The sequence below is a fragment of the Enterobacter cloacae complex sp. 2024EL-00214 genome, from assembly GCF_043945575.1.
In the GTDB taxonomy this organism is placed as follows: Bacteria; Pseudomonadota; Gammaproteobacteria; order Enterobacterales; family Enterobacteriaceae; genus Enterobacter; species Enterobacter cloacae_P.
This window is the reverse complement of sequence record NZ_JBIMRC010000008.1, coordinates 181519-193066: the sequence shown is the minus strand read 5'-3', so window position 1 is coordinate 193066 and position 11548 is coordinate 181519. Positions and strand designations below refer to the sequence as shown.

General features: G+C 51.9%; 11 protein-coding genes and 1 other annotated feature. Of the genes, 5 read left to right on the top strand and 6 right to left on the bottom strand.

Annotated elements, in window-relative coordinates:
* Positions 1 to 506: 506 nt before the first annotated feature.
* From clpB to rluD, 3 genes are all read right to left on the bottom strand, one after another.
* Positions 507 to 3080: an ATP-dependent chaperone ClpB gene (gene clpB, locus ACHHZ6_RS11790; protein ID WP_182272337.1), complete on the bottom strand. Its 2574-nt coding sequence runs from the start codon at positions 3078 to 3080 to the stop codon at positions 507 to 509.
* A gap of 129 nt (positions 3081 to 3209) precedes the next feature.
* On the bottom strand, positions 3210 to 3941 hold the full coding sequence (gene yfiH, locus ACHHZ6_RS11785; protein WP_182272338.1) for a purine nucleoside phosphorylase YfiH: 732 nt from the start codon (positions 3939 to 3941) through the stop codon (positions 3210 to 3212).
* Positions 3938 to 4918: a 23S rRNA pseudouridine(1911/1915/1917) synthase RluD gene (rluD, locus tag ACHHZ6_RS11780; RefSeq protein ID WP_182272339.1), complete on the bottom strand. Its 981-nt coding sequence runs from the start codon at positions 4916 to 4918 to the stop codon at positions 3938 to 3940. Before rluD ends, yfiH begins: the two co-directional genes overlap by 4 nt.
* 131 nt (positions 4919 to 5049) lie before the next feature.
* Here rluD and bamD point away from each other — a divergent pair, with 131 nt between their 5' ends.
* From bamD to pheA, 4 genes are all read left to right on the top strand, one after another.
* On the top strand, positions 5050 to 5787 hold the full coding sequence (gene bamD, locus ACHHZ6_RS11775; RefSeq protein ID WP_182272340.1) for an outer membrane protein assembly factor BamD: 738 nt from the start codon (positions 5050 to 5052) through the stop codon (positions 5785 to 5787).
* A gap of 269 nt (positions 5788 to 6056) precedes the next feature.
* Positions 6057 to 6398, top strand: a complete 342-nt coding sequence (raiA, locus tag ACHHZ6_RS11770; protein WP_181620429.1) for a ribosome-associated translation inhibitor RaiA — start codon at positions 6057 to 6059, stop codon at positions 6396 to 6398.
* A 103-nt stretch (positions 6399 to 6501) separates the two neighbouring features.
* Positions 6502 to 6627: a sequence feature (Phe leader region), on the top strand.
* Entirely contained in the window at positions 6503 to 6550 is a 48-nt protein-coding gene (pheL, locus tag ACHHZ6_RS11765; protein WP_001386991.1) for a pheA operon leader peptide PheL, read from the top strand. It overlaps the preceding feature by 48 nt.
* A gap of 28 nt (positions 6628 to 6655) precedes the next feature.
* Positions 6656 to 7816 (top strand): bifunctional chorismate mutase/prephenate dehydratase, encoded by a 1161-nt coding sequence (gene pheA / locus ACHHZ6_RS11760; RefSeq protein ID WP_182272341.1) that lies wholly within the window; start codon positions 6656 to 6658, stop codon positions 7814 to 7816.
* On the opposite strand, the gene ACHHZ6_RS11755 is transcribed toward pheA, so the two are convergent.
* The 3 genes from ACHHZ6_RS11755 to aroF are packed head-to-tail and all read right to left on the bottom strand — an operon-like array spanning position 7813 to position 10948.
* A complete protein-coding gene (locus ACHHZ6_RS11755; RefSeq protein WP_395122252.1) occupies positions 7813 to 8685 on the bottom strand; it encodes an SMP-30/gluconolactonase/LRE family protein in 873 nt (290 codons plus the stop codon). The two genes, pheA and ACHHZ6_RS11755, sit on opposite strands and share 4 nt — an antisense overlap.
* Positions 8686 to 8745: 60 nt before the next feature.
* The gene (gene tyrA, locus ACHHZ6_RS11750) at positions 8746 to 9867 is read right to left on the bottom strand and encodes a bifunctional chorismate mutase/prephenate dehydrogenase (protein ID WP_182272343.1); all 1122 of its coding nucleotides are present in this window, start codon (positions 9865 to 9867) and stop codon (positions 8746 to 8748) included.
* Between the two features lie 10 nt (positions 9868 to 9877).
* Positions 9878 to 10948, bottom strand: a complete 1071-nt coding sequence (aroF, locus tag ACHHZ6_RS11745; RefSeq protein WP_182272344.1) for a 3-deoxy-7-phosphoheptulonate synthase AroF — start codon at positions 10946 to 10948, stop codon at positions 9878 to 9880.
* Between the two features lie 214 nt (positions 10949 to 11162).
* On the opposite strand from aroF, the gene ACHHZ6_RS11740 reads away from it, so the two are divergent.
* Entirely contained in the window at positions 11163 to 11537 is a 375-nt protein-coding gene (locus ACHHZ6_RS11740) for a DUF2799 domain-containing protein (RefSeq protein WP_395122251.1), read from the top strand.
* Positions 11538 to 11548 lie beyond the last annotated feature (11 nt).

Here is an 11548-nt window from a genome sequence, read left to right as displayed (position 1 = left end):
GTTAGGCCTGCCGCCAGCGTTCAATCTGAGCCATGATCAAACTCTTCAATTTAAAAGTTTGATGCTCAATGAATTAAACTTCGTAATGAATTACGTGTTCACTCGTTGAGACTTGGTATTCATTTATCGTCCGAGGACGTTAAGAATCCATGTCACTTTGAGTGCCCACACAGATTGTCTGATAAATTGTTAAAGAGCAGTGCCGCTTCGTTTTCGCTGCGGCGCGGGGTGTGCATATTACGCTTTCCCGCTACAGAGTCAAGCATTTTATTTTGCTTTTCTCTGCTGGTGTTCATCTCTGAACCCCGCTAACCCGGCGGCCTGTAAGCCGTTGTTCCGTGTCAGTGGAGGCGCATTATAGGGAGTTATTCTGAAGCTGCAAGGATAAAGTGAAAATTATTTACCGACCGCTCACTTTCCAGGCAAATCACTTCCCAGACCTCAATTCTGGCCTGGTTTTTAAACAAAAACGAGCCGCAAGCGGCCCGTTTTTAGTGTTTTGTGACTTACTGCACTGCCACAATGCGATCGTCGTTGGCTTCCAGACGGATGACTTTGCCCGGAATCAGCTCCCCGGAGAGGATTTGCTGAGCCAGCGGGTTTTCAATCTGCTGCTGAATAGCGCGTTTCAATGGACGCGCCCCATAAACCGGATCGTAACCATTTTCACTCAGCAGCTTCAGCGCATCGTCAGAGATATGGATTTCATATCCACGCTCTTCCAGACGTTTGTACAGACGCTGCAGCTGGATCTGTGCAATCGACGCAATATGTTTCTCACCCAGAGGATGGAACACCACCACTTCATCAATACGGTTGATGAACTCAGGACGGAAACTATGGCTGACCACACCAAGAACCAGATCTTTCATATGGCTGTAGTCCAGTTCACCGAAACGTTCCTGAATCAAATCAGAACCCAGGTTCGAGGTCATAATCACCACCGTATTACGGAAATCGACCGTTCTCCCCTGCCCGTCCGTCAGACGGCCATCATCCAGCACCTGCAGCAGGATGTTAAATACATCCGGATGTGCTTTTTCCACTTCATCCAGCAAGATGACGGAGTAAGGACGACGGCGAACCGCCTCTGTCAGATAGCCACCTTCTTCATAACCGACATATCCCGGAGGTGCACCGACCAAACGCGATACGGAGTGTTTCTCCATAAACTCGGACATATCGATACGCACCATCGCGTCGTCGCTGTCGAACATAAAGTTAGCCAACGCTTTGCACAGCTCGGTTTTACCGACACCGGTCGGCCCCAGGAACAGGAACGAACCAATTGGGCGATTCGGATCGGACAGGCCCGCACGACTACGACGAATGGCGTTGGAAACCGCTTCGACCGCCTCGTTCTGACCAATGACGCGATTATGCAGATCCTGCTCCATACGCAGCAGTTTTTCACGTTCGCCCTCCAGCATGCGAGCGACCGGAATACCTGTCCAGCGCGCCAGCACCTCGGCAATCTCCGCATCCGTCACTTTATTACGTAACAGACGCATTGTTTTGCCTTCGGACTGTGTCGCGAGCTCAAGCTGTTTTTCCAGCTCAGGAATTTTGCCGTACTGAAGCTCAGACATCCGCGCCAGATCGCCGACGCGACGCGCCTGTTCAATAGCTATTTTTGCCTGCTCCAGCTCCGCTTTGATCGTCTGAGTGCCAGAGAGTGACGCTTTCTCCGCTTTCCACTCTTCTTCTAACTCAGAATACTGACGCTCTTTATCGTCCAGCTCTTCATTGAGCATATCCAGGCGTTTCTTACTGGCTTCATCAGACTCTTTCTTCAGCGCCTGCTGTTCCAGCTTGAGCTGAATGATGCGACGGTCGAGCCTGTCCAGTTCTTCCGGTTTAGAGTCAATCTGCATACGAATGCTTGATGCAGCTTCATCAATCAGGTCGATGGCTTTATCCGGCAACTGACGATCGGCAATATAGCGGTGTGAAAGCGTGGCTGCCGCGACAATCGCCGGGTCGGTGATCTGCACATGATGGTGCAGCTCATAACGTTCTTTCAGACCACGCAGAATTGCGATGGTATCTTCAACACTTGGCTCTGCGACAAACACTTTCTGGAAACGACGTTCCAGCGCGGCATCTTTTTCAATGTACTGACGGTACTCATCCAGCGTCGTCGCCCCCACGCAGTGAAGCTCACCACGCGCCAGAGCAGGTTTCAGCATATTCCCGGCATCCATTGCGCCGTCCGCTTTACCCGCACCAACCATCGTATGCAGTTCGTCGATAAACAGAATGACGTTGCCTTCCTGTTTCGCCAGATCGTTAAGTACACCTTTCAGACGCTCTTCAAACTCACCGCGGTATTTCGCCCCGGCCACCAGCGCGCCCATATCCAGCGCCAGTACGCGACGACCTTTCAGCCCTTCCGGCACTTCACCGTTCACAATACGCTGCGCCAGCCCTTCAACAATGGCCGTTTTACCGACGCCAGGCTCACCAATCAGCACAGGGTTGTTTTTGGTACGGCGCTGCAGTACCTGGATAGTACGGCGAATTTCTTCATCACGGCCGATCACCGGGTCAAGTTTGCCCTGCTCAGCACGTTCAGTCAGATCGACCGTAAATTTTTTCAAAGCCTGACGTTGGTCTTCGGCTCCCTGATCGTTCACGCTTTCACCTCCGCGCATTTTCTCAATCGCCTGAGTCACATTGGCAGTGGTTGCGCCGGCAGTTTTCAGCAGGTCGGTCAAGGTACCGCGTGATTCGAGCGCCGCCAGAACAAACAGCTCTGACGAAATAAAGTTGTCTCCACCTTTTTGCGCCAGCTTGTCGCAAAGGTTCAGCACGCGCACCAGATCCTGAGACGGCTGTACGTCGCCACCGGTGCCTTCCACCTGCGGTAAACGGCTCAGCGCTTGATCGATGGCTGTGCGCAACTGGCCAGCATTAATGCCAGCAGTGGTTAATAACGGACGAACCGATCCCCCTTCCTGATTCAGCAAGGCGCTCATTAAATGAAGAGGTTCGATAAACTGATTGTCGTGCCCAAGTGCGAGGGACTGGGCATCGGCGAGAGCAAGCTGGAATTTATTAGTAAGACGATCCAGACGCATAACTCCTCCCATAACTGGTCAAATTTGCTACTGGAGATTAAATGAGGTCATCCCTCAATTATTCAAGGTTAATGACCTGAATTATGTGAAAAGAAAACGGCACGTGCCGGATCGTCTTGATTCTTTAGGTTATATCAGCCAAATAAAACTTGCCATACGACCCGTCGTCTTGTCACGACGATAAGAGAAAAAATCACCCGTTTCGGTGAGAGTACAGCGATCGCCGCCGAAGATTTGCGTCACCCCGACATTATTCAGACGCTGGCGAGCAAGTTGGTAAATGTCGGCCAGATACTTTTCACCTGTTGCCATGAAAGCATTCACCGCCTGCGGATCTTTCGCCATAAAGGCTTCACGTACCTCTGGCCCTACCTCAAACGCCTTAGGGCCAATAGCCGGGCCAAGCCAGGCAATGATATTGGCCGGGTCATCGTTGAAACAGCCGACAGTCTCTTCCAGCACACCGTCGCACAGTCCACGCCAGCCCGCATGTGCGGCAGCAACCTCTGTCCCTGCCTGGTTGCAGAACAGTACCGGCAGACAATCGGCGGTCATCACGGCACAAACCGTTCCCGGAGTATTGCTGTAAGAGGCATCGGCACGTTTAGACGCGTAAGGTTCACCTGTAAGCATGAGCACATCTTTACCGTGCACCTGTTCAAGCCAGACCGGTTTCGACGGTAAGTTCCCCGCAGCAAACATGCGCTTGCGGTTCTCTTCAACATGTTCAAGGTTGTCACCACAATGCGCGCCGAGGTTCAAAGACTCCCACGCGCCCTGACTCACCCCGCCGATACGGGTCGAACTGCAGGCAGCCACGCCTTCAGGTAGTGGCCACTCCGGGACAATCAGTTTGGTCATAACCAGTCCACTTGATCCTTATGCTCTTCAAAGTCAGCGCGCATCGCGTCAATCAACTCCACCATATCTTGTGGGATTGGCGCGTGCCATTCCATCTGAATACCGGTGACAGGATGGTAAAGACGCAGCATGGTTGCATGCAGCGCCTGACGATCGAATTTGCGCAATACGCTGATGAACTCATCCGATGCGCCTTTTGGCGGGCGTGGACGGCCACCATACACCTGATCCCCCACCAGCGGATGGGTGATGTGTGCCATATGGACACGGATCTGGTGAGTACGCCCGGTTTCCAGACGCAGACGCAGGCGCGTATGGATGCGGAAGTGCTCCATGATGCGATAGTGCGTTACCGCCGGTTTACCCATTGGGTGTACGGACATATGAGTACGTTTGGTTGGGTGACGGCTGATCGGCTCTTCTACCGTCCCGCCTGAAGTCATATGACCAATCGCTACCGCTTCATATTCACGCGTGATTTCACGCAGCTGCAGTGATTCAACAAGGCGAGTCTGAGCAGGAATCGTCTTCGCCACCACCATCAAACCGGTCGTGTCTTTATCCAGACGGTGAACGATACCGGCGCGCGGCACGTCAGCAATCGGCGGATAATAATGGAGGAGTGCGTTAAGCACCGTACCATCAGGGTTACCTGCGCCCGGGTGAACAACCAGATCGCGCGGCTTGTTGATGACCAGGATGTCATCATCTTCATAAACGATATCCAGCGGGATATCCTGTGGCTCGAAGCGGACGTCCTCTTCGATTTCAGCATTGATGGCGACAACTTCCCCACCTAACACTTTCTCTTTTGGTTTGTCCCAGATCTTGCCGTTAATCAGCACGCGCTGGTCAAGGATCCATTCTTTTATGCGTGAACGCGAATAATCAGGGAACAATTCGGCCAAAGCCTGATCTAAGCGTTGACCGAGCTGATTTTCGGAGACTGTTGCGGTGAGTTCTACTCGTTGTGCCATAAACTGCTTCTTTGTTTAACGTTGGGTTTTACGGCTTTGCCGTTTAATATAGTGTGCTATTGTAGCTGGTCTTAATCGGGAGCAGGAACAGAGATTCTCCCGGACAAACATTTGAGGAAAGTCAAAACGTCATGACGCGCATGAAATATCTGGTGGCAGCGGCCACGTTGAGCCTGGCTTTGGTGGGCTGCTCCGGTTCAAATGAACAGGTCCCTGACAATCCGCCGAATGAAATCTATGCGACTGCACAACAAAAACTGCAGGACGGTAACTGGAAACAGGCGATAACGCAACTGGAAGCGCTGGATAATCGCTATCCATTTGGTCCATATTCGCAGCAGGTACAGTTAGATCTCATCTACGCCTACTATAAAAATGCCGATCTGCCGTTGGCTCAGGCCACTATCGATCGCTTCGTGCGTCTGAACCCGACTCATCCTAACATCGATTACGTGATGTACATGCGCGGTCTGACTAACATGGCGCTGGATGACAGTGCTCTGCAGGGCTTCTTCGGTGTGGATCGTTCCGACCGTGACCCGCAGCACGCGCGTGATGCATTCAACGACTTCTCCAAACTGGTGCGCGGCTATCCGAACAGCCAGTACGTGACCGACGCGTCCAAACGTCTGGTATTCCTGAAAGATCGCCTGGCGAAATACGAATACTCCGTTGCTGAATACTACACTCGCCGTGGCGCATGGGTTGCTGTCGTTAACCGTGTCGAAGGTATGCTGCGCGATTACCCGGATACACAAGCAACACGCGATGGCCTGAAGCTGATGGAAAATGCTTACCGTCAGATGCAGATGACCGCGCAGGCTGACAAAGTGGCGAAGATCATCGCCGCGAACAGCAGCAACACCTGATATTGACTTCAACGCAAAACGGCAGCCCCAGGGCTGCCGTTTTTTTATTCGATTTCGCCATAAGCTGAAGCGGTTTAGCTTCAACACATCCTATCAACTATGACTGCAATTTTTGCCTTCGACAAGGTAAATATCACCTCTTCCTGCCTTGCCTCACAAAAAAGATTCCCTGACAAAAACCGACAAAATAACGTGATCTAAATCACACATTTTGACATTAGGACAGGTATGCTGGAATCACCAAGACGGAAAGACAAGAGGTAAAATTTATGACAATGAACATTACCAGTAAACAAATGGAAATTACTCCGGCAATTCGCCAGCACGTCGCAGACCGTCTCGCTAAACTGGATAAATGGCAAACTCATTTGATTAACCCGCATATCATTCTGTCCAAGGAGCCACAGGGTTTCATCGCTGACGCAACTATCAATACTCCAAACGGCCATCTGGTCGCCAGCGCAAAACATGAAGATATGTACACAGCTATTAACGATTTGATCAACAAGCTGGAACGGCAGCTCAATAAAGTGCAACACAAAGGCGAAGCCCGTCGCGCCGCAACATCGGTGAAAGACGCCAGCCTCGCGGAAGAAGTTGAAGAAGAGTAATCCTTTAAATTGAGTATACCGCCAACGCGCCTTCGGGCGCGTTTTTTATTGACAGGGTGAAAACAGTACAGGTACTTTAACGGTATCAACCACAGGATGAACTCATGAAACATACGCCGTTTTTCTTCGCATTCTTTTTTACCTTCCCCTGAACGGGAGGCGTTTCGTCGTGTGATAAAGAATGCGAAGACGAACAACAAGGCCTCCCAAACCGGGGGGCCTTTTTTATTAATAACGATAAACAGACAGGCAACACTATGACACCGGAAAACCCGTTACTGGATCTGCGAGTAAAAATCAGCGCACTGGATGAGAAATTACTGGCGCTGCTGGCAGAACGCCGCGCTCTTGCCATCGAAGTGGGCAAAGCCAAACTGGACTCTCATCGCCCAGTGCGTGATATCGACCGTGAGCGAGATTTGCTGGAACGTCTGGTTCAGCTTGGCAAAGTGCATCATCTGGATGCCCATTACATTACCCGTCTGTTCCAGCTCATTATCGAAGATTCCGTTTTGACCCAGCAAGCGTTGCTGCAGCAACATCTGAACAAGACCAACCCGCACTCTGCACGCATTGCATTCCTCGGCCCAAAAGGTTCTTACTCTCACCTGGCTGCACGCCAGTATGCAGCCCGCCATTTTGAAGAGTTTATTGAGAGCGGCTGTGCAAAATTTGCCGATATCTTCAATCAGGTTGAAACTGGCCAGGCCGATTACGCCGTCGTACCCATTGAAAACACCAGCTCCGGTGCCATCAACGATGTATACGATCTGCTGCAACATACCAGCCTGTCACTGGTTGGTGAGTTAACTATCCCTATCGATCACTGTGTGCTGGTCTCCGGCTCAACCGACCTGAGCAACATCAAAACGGTCTATAGCCATCCGCAGCCTTTCCAGCAGTGCAGCCAGTTCCTGAACCGTTATCCAGACTGGAAAATTGAGTACACCGAAAGTACATCAGCGGCGATGGAAAAAGTGGCGCAGACAAACTCTCCAACGGTAGCGGCACTGGGCAGCGAAGCAGGTGGTGCGCTGTACGGCTTACAGGTACTGGAGCGTAATCTGGCAAACCAGACGCAAAACATCACCCGTTTCATCGTGCTGGCACGCAAAGCAATCAATGTCTCTGACCAGGTTCCGGCAAAAACCACTCTCTTGATGGCTACCGGCCAACAGGCGGGTGCGCTGGTTGAGGCTCTTCTGGTACTGCGCAATCACAATCTGATCATGACCCGGCTGGAATCCCGCCCGATTTACGGCAATCCGTGGGAAGAGATGTTCTACCTCGATATCCAGGCCAATCTGGAATCTGCATCCATGCAGAAAGCCCTGCGCGAACTGGGCGAGATCACCCGTTCAATGAAAGTACTGGGCTGTTATCCGAGCGAAAATGTCGTCCCGGTTGACCCGGCTTAACGTTCGATAAAACGACTTTTCTTCATCCCTGCTACGCTGACGGGCAGGGTGAAGATAGCGCCAGAGAGCGGGTATTGCGCCACCTCATTCTCATCCATATTTTCCCGCGTAGTCGTAATAAACAACGTTTTCATGTCATCCCCCCCAAAGCAGACCATCGTCGGGCAACGCACCGGCAGCCGATATTCTTCCAGCTGTTCCCCCTGCGGAGAAAACCGCGCTATGCGCCAGCCGTCAAACAGCGCACTCCAGTAGCAGCCTTCCACATCCATTGCCGCGCCGTCGGGTATCCCTTCGCCCTCTTTGAACCGATGAAATACCTTACGTTGACCAGGCTCCCCATTTTCATCGAGTGGTGTACGGTAAATGACACCGTTCGGCGTATCGGAGGTGAACATCCACTGTTTATCGGGGCTAAACGCTAACCCGTTATGTCCGTGGATATCACACTGGATCACTTTCGGCGTCAGGTCGTTGTCGATACGCATCAGCATTGCACCGTTGTAGTCCCCTGGCCCCCAGAAGGTACCCGCATAGAAACGGCCCATATGGTCGGTTCCCCCATCGTTAAAACGCGCGAGCTGCGGGTTAGACGGGTTATCGCACACCTTGCGCCGGAGCAGGCCGTGATTATCGGTGAGCCAGATGGCGTTACGCATCGCAACGATAAAACCACCGCGTTCACGCAGGGCAAAACACCCCACCTCTTCATGGAAGGAAAGCACAGTATGTTCTGCCGTAGGCAGATGGTAACGGTGGATCTCCCCTTCCAGAATATCTGCCCAGTAGAGCGTACTCTCTTCTGCGCTCCATGTCGGGCACTCCGGCAGATGCCCGGTGTAATTCAACAGCTGTTGTAGTTCAGCCATGACAGTTCCCCAAAATGAAAAAAGCCAGCAATGCTGGCTTTTAGTATATACATCATCACATTACTGGCGACTGTCATTTGCCTGACGTAACAGCGTGCGGCTCTCACTCTGGAAACGTTTTGCGTAATCACCAAACCAGTGTTCAACTTTACGGAAGCTGTCGATAAACGCCTGTTTATCGCCGTGCTCAAGCAGCGTAATGGCCTCGCCAAATCGCTGATAGTAACGTTTGATGAGCGCAAGGTTGTTTTCTGACGACATAATAATGTCGGCATACAACTGTGGATCCTGTGCAAACAGACGACCAACCATTGCCAGCTCAAGCCGATAGATTGGTGAAGAGAGCGCCAGCAACTGCTCAAGCTGTACATTCTCTTCTGCCAGATGCAGCCCATATGCAAAGGTCGCAAAGTGGCGCAGCGCCTGAATGAACGCCATGTTCTGATCGTGCTCAACCGCGCTGATGCGGTGCAAACGCGCGCCCCACACCTGAATCTGTTCCAGGAACCACTGATAGGCTTCCGGCTGACGGCCATCGCAGTAAACAACCACCTGCTTTGCCAGGCTGCCGCTGTCCGGGCCAAACATGGGGTGCAGACCGAGCACCGGGCCAGTGTGCGCAGCCAGCATCGCCTGTAGCGGGCCATTTTTGACGGAGGCTAAGTCCACCAGGATACAATCTTCCGGTAGCGGAGGAAGCTTCCCGATGATCTGCTCCGTCACATGGATCGGCACGCTGACAATAACCATGCCCGCATCTTTCATGAGTTCTGGCGCATGTGCCCAATCCTCTTTTTCCAGAATGCGCACCTGATAGCCAGAAAGCGTCAGCATTTTTTCGAACAGACGCCCCATCTGACCTGCCCCGCCCACAATGACCACCGGACGCAGCGACGGACAGAGGGTTTTAAAGCCCTTATCGTTCTCGCTGGAGTAAGATTCCCGCATCACGCGACGCAAAACATCTTCAATCAAATCGGGAGAAACGCCCAGCGCCTGGGCCTCTTTCCGGCGGGATGCCAGCATGGACGCTTCACGTTCCGGTACATAAATGGGCAGGCCGTATTTGCTTTTAACCTCACCTACCTCGGCAACCAGTGCCATGCGGCGCGCCAGAAGATCCAGCAGCGCCTTATCCACTTCATCAATTTGATCGCGTAATGCGGTCAATTCAGCAACCATAACTAACCTCTTAAGCCAGACGCGTCGCCAGCTGGCCGTGTAAATCTTTATGGATCTCACGCAGCAGCGCATCGGTGGTTTCCCAGCTGATGCAGGCATCCGTGACGGATACACCATGCTTCATCGCGCTACGCGGTTGTTCAGATGACTGATTGCCTTCATGAATATTGCTCTCAATCATCAGACCGATAATAGAACGGTTACCATCTTTAATCTGTGCAATCACGGATTCCGCCACCGCAGGCTGACGACGGTAATCTTTATTTGAATTACCATGACTGCAATCTACCATCAGCGCCGGACGCAGTCCTGCCTGTGCCATCTCTTTTTCACACTGCGCCACATCCGCCGGGCTGTAGTTCGGTGCTTTACCACCACGCAGGATCACATGACCGTCCGGGTTACCCTGGGTTTGCAGCAGGCAAACCTGACCAGCCTGGTTAATACCGACAAAACGGTGTGGCATCGCAGCGGCACGCATCGCGTTAATCGCCGTCGCCAGGCTACCATCGGTTCCGTTTTTAAAGCCCACCGGCATCGACAGGCCAGACGCCATCTCACGGTGGGTTTGTGATTCAGTCGTACGCGCACCAATCGCAGACCAGCTAAACAGATCGCCCAGGTACTGCGGGCTGTTTGGATCCAGCGCTTCTGTTGCCAGCGGTAGCCCCATGCTCACCAGCTCCACCAGCAGGCGACGCGCAATCTTCAGGCCTGCTTCCACATCAAACGAGCCATCCATGTGCGGATCGTTAATCAACCCTTTCCAGCCAACGGTGGTACGTGGCTTTTCAAAATAGACGCGCATCACCAGGTAGAGGCTATCGCTGACCTCCTCCGCTAATGCTTTAAATCGACGAGCGTATTCAATAGCCGTTTCAGGATCGTGGATAGAGCATGGACCACACACCACCAGCAGACGCGGATCGCGGCCAGCGATAATGTCAGAGATGGTCTGGCGAGAGTGCTCAATTTGAGCCTCCTGCGCAATACTCAGCGGGAACTCCGCTTTCAGTTGATCCGGAGTAATTAAAATCTGTTCGTCGGTAATGTGTACGTTGTTCAGCGCGTCTTTTTGCATGATGGCGATCCTGTCTGGCTCGTTTGCGATAGTTGTTTTCCTCTAAGAGGTGGAACAACGATACCACAACAAGTAAAGATTTCAATCCAAAATACGTACACATTACTTTACATAAGCCATTTTATTGCAAAAATCAGCCGATAAAAACGTAAAGTTAAAATTACACTCACAAATTCTTTTGCCAGGCTATGCTGAAGAAAAAAGGAGAGTCGCTATGCGTTCGATGCTTCCTGCGCTGATGGTATTGCTTTTATCGGGCTGCCAAATCAATCCTTATACGTTCCAGCCCAACTGGACAAGCCCCAGCTGGTTTGACGCGGGTAAAGAAGACGCCATGAATGGCCTCCCGGTTAAAGATAACCAGTTGCTGGCCGATAATTTTAACGATCCGCATGTTGATCGTAGCGAATATCTCCGCGGTTATGCCGATGGACAGAAAAGAGTCTGTGAAGAAGGCTTCCTCCACGCCTGGGGATTAGCGGGCAAATCGTTTCCTGCCAGCTGTGATGCCACCGCAAATGCAGTAAAACTGCATGAGTCCTGGCAAAAAGGAATGGATGAAAGCATGAGCGCAAGCAGGCTTAATTGAATTTATTTTTA

Bases quoted from the DNA above. Each gene is read 5' to 3' on its own strand.
- clpB (WP_182272337.1), bottom strand. From the start codon at position 3,080: ATGCGTCTGGATCGTCTTACTAATAAATTCCAGCTTGCTCTCGCCGAT.
- yfiH (WP_182272338.1), bottom strand. From the start codon at position 3,941: ATGACCAAACTGATTGTCCCGGAGTGGCCACTACCTGAAGGCGTGGCT.
- rluD (WP_182272339.1), bottom strand. From the start codon at position 4,918: ATGGCACAACGAGTAGAACTCACCGCAACAGTCTCCGAAAATCAGCTC.
- bamD (WP_182272340.1), top strand. From the start codon at position 5,050: ATGACGCGCATGAAATATCTGGTGGCAGCGGCCACGTTGAGCCTGGCT.
- raiA (WP_181620429.1), top strand. From the start codon at position 6,057: ATGACAATGAACATTACCAGTAAACAAATGGAAATTACTCCGGCAATT.
- pheA (WP_182272341.1), top strand. From the start codon at position 6,656: ATGACACCGGAAAACCCGTTACTGGATCTGCGAGTAAAAATCAGCGCA.
- ACHHZ6_RS11755 (WP_395122252.1), bottom strand. From the start codon at position 8,685: ATGGCTGAACTACAACAGCTGTTGAATTACACCGGGCATCTGCCGGAG.
- tyrA (WP_182272343.1), bottom strand. From the start codon at position 9,867: ATGGTTGCTGAATTGACCGCATTACGCGATCAAATTGATGAAGTGGAT.
- aroF (WP_182272344.1), bottom strand. From the start codon at position 10,948: ATGCAAAAAGACGCGCTGAACAACGTACACATTACCGACGAACAGATT.
- ACHHZ6_RS11740 (WP_395122251.1), top strand. From the start codon at position 11,163: ATGCGTTCGATGCTTCCTGCGCTGATGGTATTGCTTTTATCGGGCTGC.